Genomic DNA, 21,614 nt, shown 5'->3' on the forward strand with positions numbered 1-21,614 from the left:
CTGTTTTTTCAAACCCCTCTGAATGACCGTTCCAAGGAGAACAATAATGAGCGACAACATCTTCACTGGCTGCATGCCCGCCCTGATGACCCCGTGCACCGCCGCGCGTAAACCGGACTTCGACGCGCTGGTGGCCAAGGGTCGCGAGCTGATCGACATCGGCATGAGTGCGGTCGTGTACTGCGGTTCCATGGGCGACTGGCCGTTGCTCACCGAAGCCGAGCGTCAGGAAGGCGTGGCGCGCCTGGTGGCCGCCGGGATTCCGACCATCGTCGGCACCGGCGCGGTCAACACCCGTGAAGCGGTGTCCCACGCGGCCCATGCGGCGAAGGTCGGCGCGCAGGGTTTGATGGTGATTCCTCGGGTGCTGTCCCGTGGCGCTTCGGCGGCGGCGCAAAAAGCCCACTTCGCGGCGATTCTGCAAGCCGCGCCGAACCTGCCGGCGGTGATCTACAACAGCCCTTACTACGGCTTCGCTACCCGCGCCGACCTGTTCTTCGAACTGCGCCGTGAATACCCGAACCTGATCGGCTTCAAGGAATTCGGCGGTGGCGCCGACCTGCGCTACGCCGCTGAAAACATCACCTCCAAGGACGATGACGTGACCTTGATGGTCGGTGTCGACACCCAAGTGGTGCACGGTTTCGTCAACTGCAACGCCACCGGCGCCATCACCGGCATCGGCAACGCCCTGCCCCGCGAAGTGCTGCAACTGGTGGCCCTGAGCAAGCAGGCGGCCAAGGGTGACGCCAAAGCCCGGCGTCAGGCCCGGGAGCTGGAATCGGCGCTGGCGGTGCTGTCGTCCTTCGATGAAGGCACGGATCTGGTGCTGTATTACAAACACCTGATGGTGCTCAACGGCGACAAGGAATACACCCTGCATTTCAACGAAACCGATGCCTTGAGCGACTCGCAACGCCGTTACGCGGAAGCCCAGTACACGCTGTTCCGTCATTGGTACGAAAACTGGTCGGCGGAACAGAACTTCGCCTGACCTGCCACTGCGCTCAAGCCCGCCGCCCCCCACGGTGGCGGGCTCTATTCGTGACCTGTTTTATTGATAAGGAATGCGCCATGACTCTGACGGGCCAACTGCTGATCGGTCAGCACACCCTCACCGGCGACCGCGACGTCATCCACGGAATCAATCCCGCCACCAACACGCCTTTGCAACCGGCCTACGCCGGCGGTTCTGCCGAGCATGTGGAGCAGGCCTGCGCACTGGCCTGGGCGGCGCTCGACCGTTATCGCGAGACATCGCTTGAGGCACGGGCCGAATTCATTGAAACCATCGCTTGCGAAATCGAAGCGCTGGGCGACGAACTGATCGACCGCGCCCTGGCCGAAACCGGCCTGCCGCGCCCGCGCCTGCTGGGCGAGCGGGGCCGCACCTGCCAGCAACTGCGTTTGTTTGCCCGCACCATGCGGGCCGGTGAATGGCTGGATGTGCGAGTCGACAGCGCGCAACCACAGCGCCAGCCGCTGCCGCGTTCGGATCTGCGTCAGCGGCAGATTCCACTGGGCCCGGTGGCGGTGTTTGGTGCAAGCAACTTTCCACTGGCGTTCTCGGTGGCGGGCGGCGATACCGCTTCGGCCCTGGCCGCTGGCTGCCCGGTGATCGTCAAGGCCCACGGCGCCCATCCCGGCACCAGCGAACTGGTTGGTCGCGCCGTAGCGCGGGCGGTCAAGGCCTGTGGTTTGCCGGAAGGTGTGTTCTCGTTGTTGTACGGCTCCGGCCGTGAAGTAGGCATTGCGCTAGTCAGTGATCCACGGATCAAGGCAGTCGGCTTCACCGGTTCGCGCAGTGGCGGGCTCGCGCTGATCAAAGCGGCACAAGCCCGGCCCGAGCCGATTCCGGTATACGCTGAAATGAGTTCGATCAATCCGGTTTTGTTGTTCCCAGCAGCGTTGCAGAATCGCGCCGAGGCGTTGGCCCAAGGGTTTGTGGCTTCGCTGACGCTGGGCGCCGGTCAGTTCTGCACCAATCCCGGCTTGGTGATCGTCCGCAAGGGGCCGGCGTTGGACGCCTTCATTGCCGCCACCAGCGAACTGATCCAGCGCAGCCCCGCGCAGACCATGCTGACGCCGGGGATCTTCAACGCCTACGAATCCAGCGTGAATGCCCTCGCGGAAAATACCCGGGCGCGCATTGCCGCCGTCGGCCAGCGCGCGACGGAACCGAATCAGGGCCAGGCTCATGTGTTCGTCACCAACGCCGCCGATTTCCTTGCTGATCATTCGTTGCAGGCCGAAGCCTTCGGCGCCGCGTCCTTGATCGTGCAATGCGCCAGCGACGCTGAAATCCGTCAGGTGCTCGAACAGCTGGAAGGCCAGCTGACCGCCACGCTGCACCTGGATGACGAAGATCTGCAACAGGCCCGCGCATTGCTGCCAACCCTGGAGCGCAAGGCCGGACGCCTGCTGGTCAACGGCTGGCCGACCGGCGTTGAAGTCTGCGATGCGATGGTGCACGGCGGGCCGTTCCCGGCAACTTCCGATTCGCGCACCACGTCGGTGGGCACCGCGGCGATCCTGCGTTTCCTGCGCCCGGTCTGCTATCAGGATTTCCCCGACAGCCTGCTACCGACCGCACTCAAACACGCCAATCCACTGTCGCTGCGTCGCTTGCTCGATGGCCAAAGGGAAACCGCGAAAAATGCCGAATAACCCGCACGACATCGCCGTGGTCGGCGCCGGCATCATCGGCGTCGCCAGTGCCCTGCGCCTGGCCCGTCAGGGTTTGCGGGTGGTGGTGATCGATCCGCAGGAACCGGGCCACGGCGCCTCGTTCGGCAACGCCGGGCACCTGGCGACCGAGCAAGTATTTCCGATTGCCGACAGCTCGATCCTCAAACGCCTGCCCGCCATGCTCATGGACCCGATGGGGCCGCTGCGCCTGGACTGGAAATACCTGCCCCGCGCCTTGCCCTGGTTTGCGCGGCTTTTGCTGAACCTGCGCTCGGCGCCGTTCCAGCGTACCGTCGCCGGGTTGAGGGCGCTGAATGAAAGCTCGCTCGACGCCTGGCAGCGCTTGCTCAATGACATCCAGCGTCCCGACCTGCTGAAGATGGAAGGTTCGCTGCTGGTGTTCGAACGCCCCGACTCGCGTCCGGCCCTCGAAGCATTACAGCGACGCATGCAACAGCAGGAGGTGCCGGTCGATTGGTGGCAGGCCGGTGCGGTACGCGAGACCGCGCCGCAACTGAGCGAACAGATTCAGGGCGGACTGTTTTTCCCGAGCACCGGGCACTTCATCGACCCCTATCAGGTCGTGCGTGAGTTGGTCGAGGCGGCGAAAGCCAGCGGCGTGCAGTTTGTGAAACAGGCGGTTCAGGGCGGGCAACTGCATGAGCATGGCGTCAATCTGATGACCGGAACCGGCGCCCTGTCCGCTCGCCAAGTACTGATCGCCTGCGGCGCCCATTCGGCAAAACTCACCGCCGCACTGACCGGCAAAAACGTCCCGCTGGACACCGAGCGCGGCTATCACCTGATGCTGCCTCACGAACACAACCGACTGCCCTTCCCCGTCACCTCGCTGGAACGTAAATTCATCATGACCCCGATGTCCGAAGGGCTGCGCCTGGCCGGCACCGTCGAATTCGCCGGCCTCGAAGCCCCACCGGCCATGGCCCGCGCCTGGCAGTTGCATCGGTTGAGCAAAGGGTTGTTTCGTGATGAGTTGAGTGTCGAGGCGGCCACACCGTGGATGGGGTTTCGGCCGTCGCTGCCGGATTCGTTGCCGGTGATCGATCGGGTGTGTGACGGGAAGGTGTTGCTTGCGTTCGGACATCAGCATCTGGGGCTGACGCAGGCGGCGGTGACGGCGGAGATGGTTGGGGGGATGGTTTCGCCGTCGGCGCAGAACACAGCTCGTGTTCTTCCTTCGAGCGAGCCCTATCGGCTGGATCGCTTTTGAGTGGCCGTCTATCTGGCGCCCTGCTGATATTCACGGGGCGTACACCCGAACTCTCGACGGAACACCGTGTGCAGGTACTGTGCGGATTTGAAACCGCAGGTGCGGGCAACATCCGCAATCGGCGTGTCGGTTTTTTCCAGTCCGCGAGTGGCCGCCGCCAGTTTGAAACGCAGAATCTCGTCATGCACGCTGCAACCACGCACCGCGCGAAAGTGCGACTCCAGCGAGGAACGCGACACGCCGACATAAGCCGCCACTTGCGCGGTCTTGATGCCCTGGCAGGCATATTGGCGGATGAACAGCAGCGCCTGCATGACGTAGGGGTTGCCCAATGGCTGATGCAAGCTCGACACCTGCACGTTGATCGCTTCAGGCGGGATCAGGAAATGCTCGCCCGTTGACGGCTTGCCGTGGAGCATCTGGTGCAGCAGTTGCGCGGCGGTGCGGCCCATGGTTTCGGTGCCCTGGATCACTGAACTCAGGGGGACCCGGGTCAGGCTGCGGGTCAACGGGTCATTGTCGATGCCGATCAGCGCCACCTGCTCCGGCACGGCGATGCCGGCGGTCAGGCAGGCTTGCAGCAACTGCCGGGCGCGGGCATCACTGACTGCGATGATGCCAATCGGCTTGGGCAGGCTTTGCAGCCAGGCGATCAGCTGTTCGACGGCGCTGTCCCACAGCGGCGCGCTGGTCCCCATGCCGCGATAGACCTCGGCGTGCAAGCCGTCCCGCTGCATCAATCGTAGAAAAGCCTTTTCGCGCTCCTGGGCCCATCGGTTGGCCTGCGCCTCAGGCAGGCTGAAGCAGGCGAACCGTTGCAGCCCGGCCTCGATCAAGTGCTCGTAAGCCATGGTGATCAGCGCGTTATTGTCAGTCGCGACGTACGGGATGCCTTTGGGATAGGCGCGCTCATCCTGATAAGAACCGCCCACCGCCACCACGGGCAATTTGATGTCGGCCAGCGCCTCGCCAATCAGCGGGTCGTCGAAGTCGGCAATGATTCCGTCACCTTGCCAGCGCTCGATGCCCTTCAAGCGGCAGAGAAAATCCTCCTCCAGAAACAGATCCCAGGACGCGCGCGTGCTGCTCAGGTAGTTGCCGATGCCGCTGATGATGCCGCGGTCATAGATCTTGCTGCCGTTGAACAACAGGGCGATGCGGTGAACAGGCGGTACGGTTTTCATTGTTTTCAGGCTTGTTCCGGGCCCCTTGCCGTAGAGGCGGTCTGCACAGACTAGGCGCGCAGAGGACGAATCTCAATACGCAAAATCGCACTCCGTGTTGGTGATTTTCGTAATCGGCAGGCACAGGGCCGTTGCTAGTATCGGGACACGCCCCAAGAACAACAACCGAGAACAACAACCAAGAACAACAAGGACATTGCCAATGCCGTACTTCCCCGATGTCGAGCGGATCCGCTACGAAGGTCCTGCCAGCGATTCTCCCCTTGCCTTCCGTCACTACGACGCCGACAAGATCATCCTCGGCAAGCCGATGCGCGAACACCTGCGCATGGCCGCCTGTTATTGGCACACCTTTGTCTGGCCGGGCTCCGACGTGTTCGGCGCAGGGACGTTCAAGCGCCCATGGCAACACGCCGGCGACCCGATGGAACTGGCCATTGGCAAGGCGCAGGCCGCGTTCGAGTTTTTCTCCAAGCTGGGTATCGACTACTACTGCTTTCACGACACGGATGTCGCCCCCGAAGGCCACTCGCTGAAGGAGTACCGCAACCACTTCGCCCAAATGGTCGATCACCTGGAACGCCATCAGGAAGAAAGCGGAATCAAGCTGCTGTGGGGCACCGCCAACTGTTTCAGCAATCCGCGCTTTGCCGCCGGTGCCGCCAGCAACCCGGATCCTGAAGTGTTCGCCTGCGCCGCGGCCCAGGTCTTCAGCGCCATGAACGCGACTCAACGCCTCAAAGGCTCCAACTATGTGTTGTGGGGCGGTCGCGAGGGCTACGAAACCCTGCTCAACACCGACCTGAAACGCGAGCGCGAACAACTGGGTCGCTTCATGCGCATGGTGGTCGAGCACAAGTACAAGATCGGTTTCAAAGGTGACCTGCTGATCGAGCCCAAGCCGCAGGAGCCAACCAAACACCAATACGATTGCGACAGCGCCACGGTGTTCGGTTTTCTCCAGCAGTTCGGTCTGGAAAAGGAAATCAAGGTCAACATCGAGGCCAACCACGCGACCCTGGCCGGTCATAGTTTTCATCACGAAGTGGCGACGGCCGTATCGCTGGGGATTTTCGGCAGCATCGATGCCAACCGGGGCGATCCGCAGAACGGCTGGGACACCGATCAATTCCCCAACAGCGTCGAGGAAATGACCCTCGTCACTTATGAAATCCTCAAGGCCGGCGGGTTCGGCAATGGCGGGTTCAACTTCGACTCCAAGGTGCGCCGCCAGAGCCTCGACGAGGTCGATCTGTTTCACGGCCACGTCGGCGCCATGGACGTCCTCGCCCTGTCGCTCGAGCGGGCCGCCGCCATGGTCCAGAACGATCAGCTTCAGCGGCTCAAGGACCAACGCTACGCCGGCTGGCAGCAGCCGTTCGGCCAGGCGGTTCTGGCAGGCGACTTCAATCTCCAGTCACTGGCCGAGCACGCCTTCGCCAACGAACTGAACCCGCAGGCCGTCAGCGGCCGGCAGGAAATGCTCGAAAACGTCGTCAACCGTTTCATCTATCGCTGATCGCCAATGGGGACTGCGGGCGCTGTGACATTTGCGCGACAAATCTGTAGTCCGTTGCGTCAGCTGATTCTCTACAGTTCCATCAGCCCGATATTCATCGTCAGGCCGTGTCTTTCAAACAAAAATAAAAGGACGCACCACCATGAAGAATGTAAAACGCACGCTGCTGGCCAGCGCCCTGGCCCTGTTGTCGCTGCCGGTGATGGCCGACGCGGCCCATCCGAAAATCGGTTTCTCCATTGATGACCTGCGGCTGGAACGCTGGTCCCGTGACCGGGATTACTTCGTTGCGGCAGCGGAGAAAATGGACGCCAAGGTCTTCGTGCAGTCGGCCGATGCCAACGAGCAAAAGCAAATTTCGCAAATCGAAAACCTCATTTCCCGCGGCGTCGATGTCATCGTCATCGTGCCGTTCAACGCTACCGTGCTGACCAATGCGGTGGCCGAAGCGAAGAAAGCCGGGATCAAGGTCGTGTCCTATGACCGTCTGATACTCAACGCCGATATCGACGCCTACATTTCCTTCGATAACGAAAAGGTCGGCGAGATGCAGGCCAGCGGCGTGCTGCACGCAGCGCCCAAGGGCAATTACTTCCTGCTGGGCGGTGCGCCCACCGACAACAACGCGAAAGTCCTGCGCGAAGGTCAGATGAAAGTGCTGCAACCGGCCATCGACAAGGGCGATATCAAGATCGTCGGCCAGCAATGGGTGAAGGAATGGAACCCGACCGAGGCGCTGAGCATTGTTGAAAACGCATTGACCCGCAACGACAACAAAATCGACGGCATCGTCGCCTCCAACGACGCCACGGCCGGTGGCGCCATTCAGGCCCTGGCCGCTCAGCAACTGGCCGGCAAGGTGCCGATCTCCGGACAGGACGCGGACCTGGCAGCGGTCAAGCGGGTGATCTCCGGCACTCAAACCATGACCGTTTACAAACCGCTGAAACTGATTGCCTCCGAAGCCGCCAGACTCTCGGTGCAACTGGCGCGCAACGAGAAGCCCGCCTACAGCTCGCAGTACGACAACGGCAGCAAAAAAGTCGACACCATCCTGCTCACCCCGACTCCGTTGACCAAGGACAACATCGACCTGCTGGAACAGGACGGCTTCTATACCAAGGCGCAGCTCGCCGGAAAGTGACACTCAGTGAGTGATGCCCCCGCAGGCGTTTTGCGCCTGCGGGATCAGTCCAGTATCTGTCGCTTATGAGTCTCTGCCATGTCCGACTTTCTGCTGAAAATGAACGGCATCGTCAAAACCTTCGGCGGTGTCAAAGCGCTCAACGGCATCGACCTCAAGGTCCGGCCGGGCGAGTGCGTCGGGCTGTGCGGCGAGAATGGCGCCGGCAAGTCCACGCTGATGAAAATCCTGTCTGCGGTCTATCCCCATGGCACCTGGGACGGTGAAATCCTCTGGGACGGTCAACCGCTCAAGGCGCAATCGATCAGCGAAACGGAAGCCGCCGGCATCGTCATCATTCACCAGGAACTGACGCTGGTTCCCGACCTCTCGGTGGCCGAAAACATTTTCATGGGCCATGAGCTGACGCTGCCGGGTGGGCGGATGAATTACCCGGCGATGATCCACCGCGCCGAAGCCCTGATGCGCGAACTGAAAGTGCCGGACATGAATGTATCGCTGCCGGTTTCGCAGTACGGCGGCGGTTATCAGCAACTGGTGGAAATCGCCAAGGCCCTGAACAAACAGGCACGCCTGCTGATCCTCGACGAACCTTCTTCCGCCCTGACCCGTTCGGAAATAGAGGTGTTGCTGGACATCATCCGCGACCTCAAGGCCAAGGGCGTCGCCTGCGTTTATATCTCGCACAAACTCGATGAAGTGGCCGCCGTGTGTGACACCATTTCGGTGATCCGGGACGGTAAACACATCGCCACGACCGCCATGGAAAACATGGATATTCCCCAGATCATCACCCAGATGGTCGGCCGGGAAATGAGCAACCTCTACCCCACCGAACCCCACGACATCGGCGAGGTGATTTTCGAGGCGCGCCACATCACCTGCTACGACGTCGACAACCCCAAACGCAAACGGGTCGACGACGTTTCGTTCAGCCTCAAACGCGGGGAAATCCTCGGCATCGCCGGGCTGGTCGGTGCCGGCCGCACGGAGCTTGTGACCGCGCTGTTTGGCGCCTACCCCGGTCGCCACGAAGGCGAAGTCTGGCTGGACGGCCACCCCATCGACACCCGTACGCCGCTCAAATCAATTCGCGCCGGCGTGTGCCTGGCGCCCGAAGACCGCAAGCGTCAGGGGATCATTCCCGACCTGGGTGTCGGCCAGAACATCACCCTGGCCGTGCTGGACAGTTTCTCCAAACTGACCCGCATCGACGCCGAAGCCGAACTGGGCAGCATCGATCGGGAAATTTCGCGCCTGCACCTGAAGACCGCGAGCCCGTTCCTGCCGATCACCAGCCTGTCCGGAGGCAATCAACAAAAAGCCGTGTTGGCGAAGATGCTGCTGACCAGGCCCCGGGTGCTGATCCTCGACGAGCCGACCCGAGGGGTGGATGTCGGCGCGAAGTACGAGATCTACAAGTTGATGGGGATGCTGGCCGCCGAAGGCGTGTCGATCATCATGGTGTCTTCGGAACTGGCCGAGGTGCTCGGCGTTTCCGACCGCGTACTGGTGATCGGCGAAGGCCGGTTGCAGGGCGATTTCCTCAACCATGAACTCACTCAGGAACAGGTGCTCGCCGCCGCACTCAGCCAGCCTGACAGCCATAACAATAAAGATCGGAAATCCGCGTAAATGAATCAGGTCAAACAACTTTTCACCCGCTACAAGATGCTCGCACTGGTGTTCGCCGTGGCGCTGATCTGGCTGTTCTTCAGCTGGCAGACCGAGGGCGGATTCCTGACACCGCGCAACCTCTCCAACCTGCTGCGCCAGATGTCCATCACCGGGATCCTCGCCTGCGGCATGGTGCTGGTCATCATCAGCGGCGAGATCGATCTGTCGGTCGGCTCATTGCTGGGCCTGCTCGGTGGCGTGGCAGCCATTCTCGACGTTGTCTATCACGTACCGCTGCTGGCGAACCTGAGCCTTGTGGTGGTGTGCGGATTGCTGATCGGCCTCGCCAACGGTTACATGGCGGCGTACCTGCGCATTCCGTCATTTATCGTGGGGCTGGGCGGGATGCTGGCGTTCCGGGGGATTTTGCTGGGAATCACCGGAGGCACGACCATTGCGCCGGTGTCTCCGGAGCTTGTTTACATTGGCCAAGGTTATTTGCCACATGCGATCGGCGCCGGCCTGGGCGTCCTGCTGTTCGCACTGACGTTGTTCCTGACCTGGCAACAACGGCGCAATCGCGCCCTTCACGGCCTCGCGGCACACTCACTGGTGCGTGACGTGGCACGCGTGTTGTTGATCGGCGCGGTGCTGGCCGGGTTTGTCCAGACCCTCAACAGCTATGACGGCATTCCCGTGCCGGTCCTGCTTCTGTTGATTCTATTGGGCGGATTCAGCTACGTGACCAGCCAGACCGTGTTCGGCCGACGTGTCTATTCCGTGGGCAGCAACATGGAAGCGACGCGCCTGTCCGGTATCAATGTGCAGGCCGTGAAACTCTGGATTTTCGGGATCATGGGCGTGATGTGCGCCCTCGCCGGCGTGGTCAACACTGCGCGCCTGGCCGCCGGCTCCCCCTCGGCCGGCAGCATGGGCGAACTCGACGCCATCGCCGCCTGCTTCATCGGTGGCACCTCGATGCGCGGCGGTTCCGGCACGGTCTACGGCGCCCTCCTCGGCGCGTTGGTCATCACCAGCCTGGACAACGGCATGTCCATGCTCGACGTCGACAGTTACTGGCAGATGATCGTCAAGGGCAGCATTCTGGTGTTGGCGGTTTGGGTGGATGTGAGTACGCGGACCGGGCGGCGTTGAAATGAAGGCATCTCTGAAAATGCGAAAAGCCTGCTTTTGAAGGCAGGCTTTTCGTTACGCCTGGAGCTTTCCGATATCTAGGAAGGCATCAGCCAGTGCCGTTCAGTGGTCCACCCAAGAAAAACCTTACTTCCCTCGCGCTCTTGGTGAGCCGAAGTCAACCGACACCCAGATACCGCCATGCGCAACCCGATCATGGCGGGAAGAAATCGTCCCTGAAATGCGCCGGATTGAGCGGCGAAGTGCACTTCAATGTTTCCAAGCACGCTCTCCAATCGAGACTGATCCAGCATCGACAGATAAAACATCATCTGGCGCCACGCATACGCGGTGTTTTTCAACATGACCAGACGTGCATGGTAGAACTTGATCTGCATCTGCTGCCGACTGCATATCCATTTGAAACATGCCTCGGCCATTGAACCCAAGCGATCATGTAACAGCGTCTTCAGGTCCAGATCATCAAACAGGATTGCCAGATTTTGCGTGGTCAATATCTGTTGCTGTTCGATGATCGTGCCGTTGTTCGCCGGGCTCCATCTACCGATATCGGCATTCGCCCGCCGCGCGCACAAACCAGCCAGCACACCACTGTTGCTTCGTGAATTCCGCTGCTTGGGTAGTGCAGCCAACTGATCCATATCGATATCGTAATAGCGTGCGTAAAGAGATCCGGCCATCAGCCGGACTGAACGCTTGGCAGCCTTCACGAACTTGCCGGAGAAAGCGCCCATGAAAATGTCAGCCGCGATCTCCTCTACGAAGGGAAGATCCAGCTTGGCCGATTCGGCAAGCGAGGAAAATTCCTGAAGCAACTTGTTTGGCAGAATGGCCTGAGGAAATGCAACAAGGGTCAATGCGGACGCCTCGACCAAAGCCTGTCTGGCACCTTCAATCGCCAGAGCTCCCGCCTCGTACTCGGTCTCCAGGGCTTTCACCCAAGGTAAATCATCGACTCTCACCTGACGCTGCATGTTCAGCAGTAATAGAGAGCGTCGACGCCTGAACGCACAATAAGTTGCGACAGACAGTGCCCGCAGCGCTACGTCTCGATATCCGGCGCTACAGATTTGCGCCGTCATCGCTGGCAGCACTTTCGCCACGGTATCTGCGGATGTAATGACCCCATGTTCAATCAACTCTGCAACCGTTCCCTTTCGGCAGCGTTCGAAGCGTCGACGAATCGAAGGAGGAATGGTCTCCCCCTCCTTCAATGAATAAGCCTTCGCCTCTTCGTTGGTGATGGGCGTCAGTAACGGCGCGAAATCAGAGATGCCTTCCGAGACTGGATATCTCGCCAGTCGCGCGGAAGCAGCCTTGGCAATCAGATGGTGTGCCGAGGCTGATACGTGATGGCGCTGCTGTGCGCGCTTGCTGGAATGTTCTTCGGACTCAGGGTGTCCATGCTTGGCTACAAAGTCGTCGACGATTCTGCGAATGCGCCCAACCTGGCGCCCCGTTAGCGATGCAGGATCGATAGAGCATTGCTTGAGCAATGCCAGCAACTCCGCCGCCCGATCACTGGAGTTACCCGCGCGGCGGGGATCAGCCTCAGTGGCGATATCAAATTCTTTACCGAGCACCGAAGCGCGCTCGAACCAGCCTTCAGGGTAATGCCTGCAAGGCCAACCATCGTTGTACGTCAGCAGGAACAGCGAGACCGCCGTGTCGTAGAGGGGCAACCTGCGTTCAACAACATGCTTTTGGACGGTAAGACGAGGCTGGGGTAAGAGGTCGGACAGCCGCAGGCTGATTTGACCAGCATTGAAAACTTCAACTTCAGCCATCGAGAGTGGGCGCTCGTTGGCTGCCGCGGGAAAGAAACGCACTCGTTCGAAGAAAGGCGCGATCTGCTCGATCAACGTCCTGGCTTCTTCGACGCGTTGTTGCCCCAGAAACCAGGCCACTGTCAGCAAAGCGGCCTCTTCCGGTACATCGATCCGATAGTCTTCGTTCGTCAATCGCTCTTGCAGCGTTCTGACGCCTTCGTCTGAAAGATGCCACCTATTCAAATCGAGCCGTTCGTATCCCGCTCGAATGCCAGGAATCGATGACGCCAACAGGCGCTCATGAGCGGTCAACTCGCCACCGGCCAGAAGGTTGCCCGTTGCAAAGCCGCCAGTGGCCACTTCCAGCGTGATCCATTCTGGCAGGTCGGCAAACGGCGTCCGCGTGCCATACAGTGTACGGCCATGCATCAGGTTTTCGAGAACCTTTTGCCAGCGTTCGATCCTGGCAAGTGCTTTCGGACTGGCGTCGTTGTCGCGTGCAGTAAGCGCGCGAGACAGTTGAAAGTGCGCATAACCGGCGTTTATTTCGCCGAGCGCACCCGATTCACCCTCAGGCCTGGACATACTTCCTTGTGACCTACTATGTAGTGGGTCCGGGGGCTGGATTCGAACCAGCGCCCACCCGGTTAAGAGCCGAGTGTTCTACCGCTGAACTACCCCGGAACAGAGCGCGCATTGTCGATGAGTGGCGAAAGTATGTGAAGCTCGGATTCAGGGATTTTGTTGCGACAAATCTCTGATCGTTAAGCCTTCATCACTCAATGCAGCGCTTATCCAAACGCTACGCGCACAAAATCAATAAAACTCCTCAACTTCGGCGTCAGCCTCGGATCCGGCGCATACAGAAGATTCATCGGCGAAACCGGCACCTTGTACTGCGGCAGCAGACTCACCAGTGTCCCGCTTCTCAGCGAATCCTTGACCAGCTCCAGCGGGAGCATCACCACCCCCAGCCCCGCCACTGCTCCGGACAGCAACGGATCGCCCTGATTAATCGTCAATCGGCTTTTAATCGGTACATCGATACAGCCTTCCGGGCCTTCGAATCGCAGGTGTGAGCGGCCGTCCGAATAGGCGAACGCCAGACATTCATGCTCCTGAAGGTCCCAAGGCGTGGTGATGGTTGGGCGGCGTGCGAGGTAGGACGGTGCCGCGCACAGCACCATTTGATAGGGCATCAGCGGCAGTGCCTTCAGGCCGCTGTCGGCGAGTTCGCCGATGCGAAATACAGCGTCGTATCCGCCGTCCACCAGGTCGACCAGTTCGTTCGACAGCGTCAGGTCCACCGACACTTGCGGATAACGAACCATGTACTCCAGCAGCTTCGGCGACAGCGTGCTGACGCCGAACGTGACGGGCGCATTGATCCGCAACCGGCCGCTGGGCACGCCCCGGGTCACGGCGGCCATTTCTTCGGCGGCGTCCATGTCGGCCAGAATCAGCTTCGCTCGCTGATAGAAGGTGCGGCCGAAATCAGTCAGGCTTTGCTTGCGGGTGGTGCGGTTGAGCAGCGAAACGCCCAGATGTTGCTCGAGCATCTTCACTTGCTTGCCGACCATTTGCGGGGACAGGTTGAGTTCGTCCGCCACCGCGCTGAAGGAGCCCAGCTCCACCGCTTTGACGAAGGTGGCCATGAGTGCAAGGCGATCCATTGGAAACTCATTGTTTCTAGTGTTGCGTCATCCTAGGCCTTTATCCGGAGCAGGCCAAAGCCTAAATTGGCGTCCATGGCACCGGATAACGCCGGTGCAATTTCATCGATAACCGAGGAAGTACAAATGGCACGCATTGTCAGGATTCATGAATACGGTGACGCGAGCGTCCTGAAACTGGAAAACGTCGACGTCACGGCGCCCGCTGCGGACGAAGTGCAGATCGAGGTCAAAGCCTTTGGCCTGAATCGCGCCGAAGTGATGTTCCGTAATCACGCCTATCTGCAGGAAGCGGAGTTTCCCAGCCGTCTCGGCTACGAAGCGGCCGGTGTGGTGGTGGCGGTCGGCGCCAACGTCAGCGAGTTCAAGATCGGTGATGCCGTCAGCCTGATTCCGCCGCTGGACATCGCGCGCTGGGGCACTTACGGCGAACTGGCCAACGTACCCGCCCACCTCACCGTCAAACACCCGCAGAACCTGTCGTTTGAACAAGCGGCGGCGTCCTGGATGCAATACGTCACCGCGTGGGGTGCGCTGGTCGAACAGGCCAAACTGCAAAAGGACGATTTCGTGATCGTCACCGCCGCCTCCAGCAGCGTCGGCCTGGCAGCCTTCCAGATCGCGAAAATGGTCGGCGCCACCTCGATTGCCGTCACCCGGACCCGCGCCAAGAAACAAGCTTTGCTCGACGCTGGCGCCGCACACGTGATCGTCAGCGACGAAGAAGACATGGTTGCAGCCGTCATGGCGCTGACCGACGGCAAAGGCGCGCGGGTGGTGTTCGATCCGGTGGGCGGCCCGTCGTTCGAACCGCTGACCCAAAGCATGGCGCGCGGCGGCATCCTGCTGGAGTACGGTGCCCTGAGCCCGGAACCGACGCCGTTCCCGCTGTTCACCGTGCTGGGCAAATGCTTGACGCTCAAGGGTTACCTCTACACGGAGATCGTCTCCGACCCGGCCATCCTGGCACGCGCCAAGGCTTTCATCGGCGACGGGCTGGCATCGGGTGCGCTGCAACCGATCATTGCCAGGACATTTGCCCTGGATGACATTCAGGAAGCGCATCGCTTTCTTGAGGCCAACCAGCAGGTCGGGAAAATTGTCGTCACGGTTTGAGGTGACGAGTCCCCTGCACTGCTGTTTGCGGTAGAAACGACGAAAGCCTGCTTTTTTCAAAGCAGGCTTTCGTCTATCCGGCATCCGGTTATTTCTGATGCGCCGTCAGCGCGGCATAGCCGTTCATCAAGTTGCGGTAGTTCGGGATGCGCTGGGACAGCAGGTTGCCCAGGCCTTCGATGTCGTTGCGCCAGTCGCGGTGCAGTTCGCAGGCTACCGAGAACCAGTTCATCATCTGCGCGCCGGCCTGGGTCATGCGGTTCCACGCGGCTTGCTGCACGGTGGTGTTGAAGGTGCCGGAAGCGTCGGTCACCACGAATACGTCAAACCCTTCCGCCAGCGCCGACAGGGTCGGGAACGCTACGCACACATCGGTCACGACCCCGGCAATGATGATCTGCTTGCGGCCGGTGGCCTTGATCGCCTTGACGAAGTCTTCGTTGTCCCAGGCGTTGATCTGGCCTGGGCGAGCGATGTACGGCGCGTCCGGGAACATTTCCTTGAGTTCCGGCACCAGCGGGCCGTTCGGGCCTTGTTCGAAGCTGGTGGTGAGGATGGTCGGCAACTCGAAGAATTTGGCCAGATCGGCCAGCGCCAGCACGTTGTTCTTGAACTCGTTTGGCGAGAAGTCCTGAACCAGAGAAATCAGGCCGGTCTGGTGGTCGACCAGCAGAACCACGGCGTCGTCTTTGTTCAGGCGGTTGTAGGTTGGAGTGCTCATGTGTGAATCCCTTTTTAGTTGTGGAAGTGCGTTTGCGTTCAAGATGGGCACAGATTACTGACTCGCCTGAAAGCGATAAATCGTCTGAAAAGCGTTTCACCGTCAACCCAAAGAGGACAATCAACTCAAACTGCCAGGCAGTTCACACAGCCGGCCCGACCTTCGCGCCTATCCTTGTCATAATGCTGACCCGCTCAGAACGACCTCCAGGGAAATGTTGATGCCCGGACGCAACACGCAAGCGCCCAACTCAGATAAAGCACCGCGCGCACCCCGCCAAGGCGTGAAGGCCGGCTCGACCTTTCGTCTGACCGTCAGTTTCATGCTGATGGTGGTCGTGGCTTTTCTGACCGTCGAGAGCTGGAGGACGTGGCGCGATTACCGTTCGGTGTTTTCTTCCGCACGCGATTCGGTGACCAACCTCGCCCGCGCCACGGCGCAACACGCCGAGGACACCATCCGCCAGGTCGATGTGCTGACTGCGGGACTGGCCGAGCGGGTCGAAGGCGACGGTCTGCAGAACCTCGATGTGGCACGGATTCACAAGCTGCTCATCCAGCAATCGAAAATCATGCCGCAGCTGCATGGCTTGTTCATTTACGGCCCGGACGGCCATTGGATCGTGACTGACAAGGATGTCACGCCCGAGACGGCCAACAATGCCGACCGCGATTATTTCCAGTATCACCGCACCCATGAAGACCGGCGCGTGCGTATCGGCCAGGTGGTGGAAAGCCGTTCCACCCATGACCTGATCATTCCGATCTCGCGGCGTTTGAATAACCCCGACGGATCGTTCGCCGGCGTGCTGCTGGGGACGGTCAAGGTCAGTTATTTCGTCGATTATTACGGTGACTTCCGCATCGATGACAAAGGCGCGCTGGTGCTGGCGATGCGCGACGGCACGATTCTCGTGCGCCGGCCGTTCATTGCCTCGGTGGTCGGCAAAAGCCTGGCGAACAGCGAGATCTTCAAGACCTACCTGCCCAACGCCAATCAGGGCATTGTCCAGATCCGGGCGGTGGTCGACGACACCGAACGCCTTTATGGCTATCGCGCCCTGACCACCTACCCACTGGTGGTCGAGGCTGGTTTGTCCCGGGATTCCATCGTTGCGCCGTGGCGTCAGGACCTGCTGAAAAACGGCTTCGTGCTGGTGTTCCTGATTCTGGTGCTGGCCTGTTTCGGGCTCATCGTCCTGAGCCAGTTGCGCCAGCGGATGGCGATGGAACGGGAGATTCGCTCGGCGCACAAAACGATGCGCGACATGGCGCTGACTGACAGCCTCACCGGCCTCGGCAACCGTCGGCGCCTGGACGCGGCGCTGACGGATGAGATTCGCCTGGCCCGACGTCAGGGTTCTCCGCTGTCATTGATCATGCTCGATGTCGACTACTTCAAGCGCTACAACGACCAGTACGGCCACGCCGCCGGCGATGACTGCCTGATCGCGGTCGGCGACGGCATCCGCAAAGCAGTCAAGCGGCCTTCGGACCTGGCCGTGCGCTACGGTGGCGAGGAATTCACCGTGCTATTGCCCAACACCGACAGCGCCGGGGCGATTCAGGTCGCCGAAGATATTCTGCAGACCATTCGTTCGCTGGAGCTTGAACATGCCGGGCATCCGCTGGGGTATGTCACTGCGAGTGCGGGGATTACCACGCGATATCCGGTGGACGACGCGGTGACTCCGGCCACTTTGTTCAAGTCTGCCGACACTTGCCTCTATCAGGCCAAACAGCAAGGCCGGAATCGCTGGTGTTCGGCGCAGGCATCCCGGCAAATCCAGCCGATTGCGGCGATGCCGCGCACGGATCGCTGAATGTGACTAAAACCAGCCAATTCCTGCGTCCTTCACGCACATAAGCAGCGTCCTACAGCAGCCGTCCCTCACGCCTGATTACGTGGGCACCCTCGCCTTCGATACCGTCTTCTGCCTGAACCGGACAGAACACAGACGATGCGAAGAAAAGGCAAAGGTACCGAACTCCGAAACCAAACGCTCAAATCAGAAGCCCGCAAACTTGCGCACGAAACGCTTTCCATGGATCCAGGAGCTCTGGCAGCCGGGATTGATGCTCAGTTGCTCAGGATCGACCCGATCACGCCCTTGGCAATCAACGCATACCATCAGTGGAGCGGGCCCATTGGATACCCATGGGATGATGTACTTGAGTGGAAAACAAAAGATGCAAAAGGTCTGGACTTGGCTTTCTGGTACGAAGATGAGCTGTGCGGTTTGTGCTATGCAACGCCACGAAAAAGCACAATCTGCATAAAAATCGTTCTTTTGCAGGGTCACACCTACAAGGCCCATACCCTGCGAGGCTGGATCGCACCAATGGCACTACTGACAACAGAGTTCTATGCCCGAAAGCTGGGATGTACCGAAATTGAAGTACAAGAACCTGACTCAGGTGCTATCTCCTACTACCAAACGCTTGGATTTTATTTTGACACGACTGACCGCCTTGTCTTTCCACTGGTCCACCCATAAGATCGACTCAAGCAACCCGGCACGAGAGGTGTCCATGAAACACAAGAAGCCAAAAGCCCAATCAGCGCCTGCTTCCAGACTTCGTGCCGAAGAACCCTGTTTGCCCAACAGGGTCTCCGCCAGTCAGCGGCATTTTTTGAAAGTAGCCGCAGCCTGTGGCAAAGAAATGGAGCCTGATGGTTGGCTCGCCGGTGGCAGAACCTGAATCCCGCTTTGAAAAAACCGCCTGATTGGCGGTTTTTTTTCGCTTCAATATTGGCGTGCCCCGCGCCGGGCGCTCCAAAGACAGTGACGTGAAGCAAAAGCAGGAGAATTCCGAAAGCCCGCACTTCATGGTTTATTTACCGGTTCAACCTTGGAATCGGCCCACACTCCCTCATATCAAGGAACATCTGCGACCCATTCGAGAGGAAGGACATGCCATGACCACTCAAACCGAAACTGCCATTCTTGCCGGCGGCTGCTTCTGGGGCATGCAGGATCTGTTGCGCCGCTACCCCGGCGTGCTGCAGACGCGGGTCGGTTATTCCGGCGGTGACGTGCCGAACGCCACCTACCGCAACCATGGCAATCATGCCGAAGCCATCGAAATCGTCTTCGACCCCGCCGTGATCAGCTATCGGCAGATCCTTGAGTTTTTCTTTCAGATCCACGACCCGAGCACACCCAACCGTCAGGGCAACGACCTCGGTCCGAGCTATCGTTCGGCGATCTATTACCTGAACGAGCAGCAACGCGATATCGCTGAAGACACTGCGGCTGATGTCGATGCATCGGGCCTGTGGCCAGGCCGGGTGGTCACTGAAATCGAACCGGCGGGACCGTTCTGGGAAGCGGAGCCAGAGCATCAGGACTACCTCGAGCGCATTCCGAATGGCTACACCTGCCACTTCATTCGCCCGAACTGGAAGCTGCCGAAACGCGGTTGAGGTCTAGAGGGTGTCGGTGCAGTAACCCGTACATCTATTGCTGCAGCGACACCTGACTGCTTGTATCCTTGCGCGCGATGAGGACGAACGGCTGCCGTTATTGCCTTGATCCAATAGCCTCTGGAACGGAAAAACGGACTTTCCATAAGGTAGTGACGTGAAGCGAGATACGCACCTGGTTGTGCTTTTGCTGTTGGTTATCGGCTGTTCCCTGGCCTCACTGACTGTCTGGAAGGTGCTGGCCTCTCGAGAGCGAGCGCTGGAGGAAGTGGACGTTCACGGGTTGAACCTGACCCAGGCGCTTGTCACCTATTCCGAAGGCATTGTCCGCCAAAGTTCGGCGCTTTTGCTCGGGCTTGTCGAACGCCTGGAAACCGAAGGCAGTGGCCCCGTTCAGATCCAGCGGATCAGTTCGCTGATCGACCGGCAGGAGCCGCTGATGCCACAGCTCAGCGGCATCACCATCTACGACAGTCAGGGACGCTGGCTGATGTCGTCCAACCGGCCGATTCCGGCCGGGGCAAATAGCAGTGATCGGGCCTATTTCATTCATCACCGCGATGATCCCTCCCCCGAAACCTTTATCGGTCCGCCCATTCAGAGCCGCTCCAATCAGGAATGGGTCATCACCGTCAGTCGACGCTTCAATGATGCTCGCGGTGAGTTTGCCGGTGTGGTCGCGGTGACCTTGGGCATCGAAAACTTTCTGCGGCTGTTTGGAAAGATCGATGTCGGCCAGGAGGGAGCCATCGGGCTGTCCTATACCGATGGTACGTTGCTGGTTCGCTACCCCTTCCGCGAGCAGGACATGGGGCGCAATTTTTCAAAGTCGCCGATCTACGCCAAGTACCTGGTGGATCGCTCTGTCGGCACCGCCTCGTTCACCTCCAGCCTGGACGGTGTGGAAAGGCTCTACGCCTTTCGCAAAAGTGACCGGCTGCCGCTGATCACGACCGTCGCACTCGGGAAACGCGAAGCCCTCGCCGCGTGGCGAACGGAGGCGCTGCTATCGGCCGTGGTGGTGACGGGCCTGCTGGCGCTTACCGGTCTCATCGGCTGGTTTTTGATACTGGATATCCGACGCAGAACCCAAGTAGAAGCGGAGTTGATGGGCACTCAACAGCAGTTGCTTTCGTCAAACAGGCAACTCGAGCTGTTGGCGATGAAGGACGCCCTGACCGGTCTGGCCAATCGACGCTGCTTCGATGTGACGCTGGACCTGGAGGCGCGACGAGCGCAGCGCGACGGCACGTCCTTGGCACTGCTGATGATTGATATCGACTACTTCAAACTGTTCAACGATTCCTACGGGCATGTTGCCGGCGACGATTGCCTGCAACGCGTTGGCAACCTCGTGGAGACGTGCGTGCGCCGTCCCTCGGATCTTGTGGCGCGGTATGGCGGTGAAGAGATGGGCGTCATCATGCCCAATACCGACAGCGAAGGTGCGCAGATCGTGGCGCAACTGATCCTCGACCGGTTGCAGCAAGCGAACATTTCCCACGAATCCAGCCCGTTGGGACGAGTGAGTGTCAGCATCGGGATTGCCACTGCCGCCGGTTCCCGACTCACCCCCGTGCAAGGTTTGATCGAAGCCGCCGATCGGGCGCTGTACAGTGCCAAGGCCTTGGGGCGAAACAGGTCGGTGAAACTGCCGGGCTTGATCTAGCCTTAAGTGAAACCACGCGGGAGAAAACCACCATGTCCCTCCCCGAGCCACTCGCGCTGACAACCCGTAGATGGAATGACTATGTATGGGGCAACGCAAAATGAAAGGGTCGTACACCGAGGGGCCTTTGGCGCGTCCTCCTTTTTGTCCTTGGTCCTTTGCTTGACGCTTGCAGCACCAGCCCAGGCTGACACCTGCCCTGCCGGCGAAAAACAAGTATGCCTCGACAGCTGCATTTGCCTGCCGGACCCGGAACGTCTGTCTGAAGACCTTTTCCGGATGGCGGCACCGGTCCTGGCGCAGGGCTTGACTCAGGCCCGCGCCGAAGCCGCCAGTACCGACATCAAACCGATTCCCCCGCACATCCGGGAGCAACTGCTGCGCTGGTATGAACCCGGCGTCCTCGATGCCGTGCACTACAAAGTCACCAACGACGGCCAATACAACGCCGCCACGGCCATCCTGCAAAATCCGGATGTCGGTGCAGTGACGCTGATCGACATCATCCTGTTCCGCGACGCTGAAACCGCAGAACACAACGTCACTCTCTGGGCGCACGAACTGAAGCATGTGCAGCAGTTTCAGGAATGGGGAGTCGAAGGGTTTGCTCAGCGGTATACGCAGGATTTCAATGCGGTCGAGGCACCGGCGTATGCGATACAGGGCGAGGTCAGACGTTGGCTGCGAGCCGAAGCCCGATGA

17 protein-coding genes and 1 tRNA gene are annotated in these 21,614 nt (G+C 60.0%); 13 read left to right on the forward strand and 5 right to left on the reverse strand.

Annotated features, from left to right (window positions below; translation table 11 throughout):
• The first annotated feature begins 46 nt into the window (after positions 1 to 46).
• From L6D82_RS20000 to L6D82_RS20010, 3 genes are all read left to right on the forward strand, one after another.
• Complete coding sequence (locus L6D82_RS20000) at positions 47 to 994, forward strand: dihydrodipicolinate synthase family protein (RefSeq protein WP_064595748.1); 948 nt, start codon at positions 47 to 49, stop codon at positions 992 to 994.
• An 80-nt stretch (positions 995 to 1,074) separates the two neighbouring features.
• Complete coding sequence (locus L6D82_RS20005; protein ID WP_085747506.1) at positions 1,075 to 2,667, forward strand: aldehyde dehydrogenase (NADP(+)); 1,593 nt, start codon at positions 1,075 to 1,077, stop codon at positions 2,665 to 2,667.
• Positions 2,657 to 3,919, forward strand: a complete 1,263-nt coding sequence (locus L6D82_RS20010; protein ID WP_236191230.1) for an NAD(P)/FAD-dependent oxidoreductase — start codon at positions 2,657 to 2,659, stop codon at positions 3,917 to 3,919. Before L6D82_RS20005 ends, L6D82_RS20010 begins: the two co-directional genes overlap by 11 nt.
• Before the next feature lie 8 nt (positions 3,920 to 3,927).
• Here L6D82_RS20010 and L6D82_RS20015 read toward each other — a convergent pair whose 3' ends face one another.
• Positions 3,928 to 5,103, reverse strand: coding sequence for a XylR family transcriptional regulator (locus L6D82_RS20015; RefSeq protein ID WP_236191232.1), 1,176 nt, complete (start codon positions 5,101 to 5,103; stop codon positions 3,928 to 3,930).
• Between the two features lie 202 nt (positions 5,104 to 5,305).
• Here L6D82_RS20015 and xylA point away from each other — a divergent pair, with 202 nt between their 5' ends.
• The 4 genes from xylA (at position 5,306) to L6D82_RS20035 (ending at position 10,538) form a co-directional block, all read left to right on the forward strand.
• Positions 5,306 to 6,622 carry a xylose isomerase gene (gene xylA / locus L6D82_RS20020; RefSeq protein ID WP_236191234.1) on the forward strand — a complete coding sequence of 439 codons (1,317 nt, stop codon included), beginning with the start codon at positions 5,306 to 5,308 and terminating at the stop codon, positions 6,620 to 6,622.
• 142 nt (positions 6,623 to 6,764) lie between these two features.
• On the forward strand, positions 6,765 to 7,766 hold the full coding sequence (gene xylF / locus L6D82_RS20025) for a D-xylose ABC transporter substrate-binding protein (RefSeq protein ID WP_085747510.1): 1,002 nt from the start codon (positions 6,765 to 6,767) through the stop codon (positions 7,764 to 7,766).
• Positions 7,767 to 7,844: 78 nt separating this feature from the next.
• Positions 7,845 to 9,401 carry a D-xylose ABC transporter ATP-binding protein gene (xylG, locus tag L6D82_RS20030; RefSeq protein ID WP_236191237.1) on the forward strand — a complete coding sequence of 519 codons (1,557 nt, stop codon included), beginning with the start codon at positions 7,845 to 7,847 and terminating at the stop codon, positions 9,399 to 9,401.
• Positions 9,402 to 10,538: a sugar ABC transporter permease gene (locus L6D82_RS20035; protein ID WP_236191239.1), complete on the forward strand. Its 1,137-nt coding sequence runs from the start codon at positions 9,402 to 9,404 to the stop codon at positions 10,536 to 10,538.
• A 77-nt stretch (positions 10,539 to 10,615) separates the two neighbouring features.
• Here the strand turns inward: L6D82_RS20035 and L6D82_RS20040 are convergent, their stop codons facing one another.
• The 3 genes from L6D82_RS20040 to L6D82_RS20050 all read right to left on the reverse strand — a co-directional run bounded on the left by L6D82_RS20040 (position 10,616) and on the right by L6D82_RS20050 (position 13,980).
• Positions 10,616 to 12,892, reverse strand: a complete 2,277-nt coding sequence (locus L6D82_RS20040; RefSeq protein ID WP_236191241.1) for a hypothetical protein — start codon at positions 12,890 to 12,892, stop codon at positions 10,616 to 10,618.
• A gap of 24 nt (positions 12,893 to 12,916) precedes the next feature.
• Positions 12,917 to 12,991: transfer RNA gene (locus L6D82_RS20045), tRNA-Lys, on the reverse strand.
• A 107-nt stretch (positions 12,992 to 13,098) separates the two neighbouring features.
• Positions 13,099 to 13,980, reverse strand: coding sequence for a LysR family transcriptional regulator (locus tag L6D82_RS20050; RefSeq protein WP_236191244.1), 882 nt, complete (start codon positions 13,978 to 13,980; stop codon positions 13,099 to 13,101).
• Between the two features lie 126 nt (positions 13,981 to 14,106).
• Here L6D82_RS20050 and L6D82_RS20055 point away from each other — a divergent pair, with 126 nt between their 5' ends.
• Positions 14,107 to 15,096 carry a zinc-dependent alcohol dehydrogenase family protein gene (locus L6D82_RS20055; RefSeq protein ID WP_236191246.1) on the forward strand — a complete coding sequence of 330 codons (990 nt, stop codon included), beginning with the start codon at positions 14,107 to 14,109 and terminating at the stop codon, positions 15,094 to 15,096.
• 88 nt (positions 15,097 to 15,184) lie between these two features.
• On the opposite strand, the gene ycaC is transcribed toward L6D82_RS20055, so the two are convergent.
• On the reverse strand, positions 15,185 to 15,817 hold the full coding sequence (ycaC, locus tag L6D82_RS20060; protein WP_007958138.1) for an isochorismate family cysteine hydrolase YcaC: 633 nt from the start codon (positions 15,815 to 15,817) through the stop codon (positions 15,185 to 15,187).
• 220 nt (positions 15,818 to 16,037) lie between these two features.
• On the opposite strand from ycaC, the gene L6D82_RS20065 reads away from it, so the two are divergent.
• The 5 genes from L6D82_RS20065 (at position 16,038) to L6D82_RS20085 (ending at position 21,614) form a co-directional block, all read left to right on the forward strand.
• Positions 16,038 to 17,639 carry a sensor domain-containing diguanylate cyclase gene (locus L6D82_RS20065; RefSeq protein ID WP_236191248.1) on the forward strand — a complete coding sequence of 534 codons (1,602 nt, stop codon included), beginning with the start codon at positions 16,038 to 16,040 and terminating at the stop codon, positions 17,637 to 17,639.
• A gap of 138 nt (positions 17,640 to 17,777) precedes the next feature.
• Positions 17,778 to 18,314, forward strand: coding sequence for an N-acetyltransferase (locus L6D82_RS20070; protein WP_085747516.1), 537 nt, complete (start codon positions 17,778 to 17,780; stop codon positions 18,312 to 18,314).
• A 422-nt stretch (positions 18,315 to 18,736) separates the two neighbouring features.
• Positions 18,737 to 19,243 (forward strand): peptide-methionine (S)-S-oxide reductase MsrA, encoded by a 507-nt coding sequence (msrA, locus tag L6D82_RS20075; protein WP_221399463.1) that lies wholly within the window; start codon positions 18,737 to 18,739, stop codon positions 19,241 to 19,243.
• Positions 19,244 to 19,400: 157 nt separating this feature from the next.
• Positions 19,401 to 20,912 (forward strand): GGDEF domain-containing protein, encoded by a 1,512-nt coding sequence (locus L6D82_RS20080; RefSeq protein ID WP_236191249.1) that lies wholly within the window; start codon positions 19,401 to 19,403, stop codon positions 20,910 to 20,912.
• 75 nt (positions 20,913 to 20,987) lie between these two features.
• Positions 20,988 to 21,614 (forward strand): eCIS core domain-containing protein, encoded by a 627-nt coding sequence (locus tag L6D82_RS20085; RefSeq protein ID WP_236191252.1) that lies wholly within the window; start codon positions 20,988 to 20,990, stop codon positions 21,612 to 21,614.

The sequence above is a fragment of the Pseudomonas paraglycinae genome (assembly GCF_021601625.1).
Lineage (GTDB): Bacteria > Pseudomonadota > Gammaproteobacteria > Pseudomonadales > Pseudomonadaceae > Aquipseudomonas > Aquipseudomonas paraglycinae.

Excerpts from the sequence above, each read along its gene's own strand:
- L6D82_RS20000 (WP_064595748.1), top strand. The coding sequence starts at position 47 with ATGAGCGACAACATCTTCACTGGCTGCATGCCCGCCCTGATGACCCCG.
- L6D82_RS20005 (WP_085747506.1), top strand. The coding sequence starts at position 1,075 with ATGACTCTGACGGGCCAACTGCTGATCGGTCAGCACACCCTCACCGGC.
- L6D82_RS20010 (WP_236191230.1), top strand. The coding sequence starts at position 2,657 with ATGCCGAATAACCCGCACGACATCGCCGTGGTCGGCGCCGGCATCATC.
- L6D82_RS20015 (WP_236191232.1), bottom strand. The coding sequence starts at position 5,103 with ATGAAAACCGTACCGCCTGTTCACCGCATCGCCCTGTTGTTCAACGGC.
- xylA (WP_236191234.1), top strand. The coding sequence starts at position 5,306 with ATGCCGTACTTCCCCGATGTCGAGCGGATCCGCTACGAAGGTCCTGCC.
- xylF (WP_085747510.1), top strand. The coding sequence starts at position 6,765 with ATGAAGAATGTAAAACGCACGCTGCTGGCCAGCGCCCTGGCCCTGTTG.
- xylG (WP_236191237.1), top strand. The coding sequence starts at position 7,845 with ATGTCCGACTTTCTGCTGAAAATGAACGGCATCGTCAAAACCTTCGGC.
- L6D82_RS20035 (WP_236191239.1), top strand. The coding sequence starts at position 9,402 with ATGAATCAGGTCAAACAACTTTTCACCCGCTACAAGATGCTCGCACTG.
- L6D82_RS20040 (WP_236191241.1), bottom strand. The coding sequence starts at position 12,892 with ATGTCCAGGCCTGAGGGTGAATCGGGTGCGCTCGGCGAAATAAACGCC.
- L6D82_RS20050 (WP_236191244.1), bottom strand. The coding sequence starts at position 13,980 with ATGGATCGCCTTGCACTCATGGCCACCTTCGTCAAAGCGGTGGAGCTG.
- L6D82_RS20055 (WP_236191246.1), top strand. The coding sequence starts at position 14,107 with ATGGCACGCATTGTCAGGATTCATGAATACGGTGACGCGAGCGTCCTG.
- ycaC (WP_007958138.1), bottom strand. The coding sequence starts at position 15,817 with ATGAGCACTCCAACCTACAACCGCCTGAACAAAGACGACGCCGTGGTT.
- L6D82_RS20065 (WP_236191248.1), top strand. The coding sequence starts at position 16,038 with ATGCCCGGACGCAACACGCAAGCGCCCAACTCAGATAAAGCACCGCGC.
- L6D82_RS20070 (WP_085747516.1), top strand. The coding sequence starts at position 17,778 with ATGCGAAGAAAAGGCAAAGGTACCGAACTCCGAAACCAAACGCTCAAA.
- msrA (WP_221399463.1), top strand. The coding sequence starts at position 18,737 with ATGACCACTCAAACCGAAACTGCCATTCTTGCCGGCGGCTGCTTCTGG.
- L6D82_RS20085 (WP_236191252.1), top strand. The coding sequence starts at position 20,988 with ATGACTATGTATGGGGCAACGCAAAATGAAAGGGTCGTACACCGAGGG.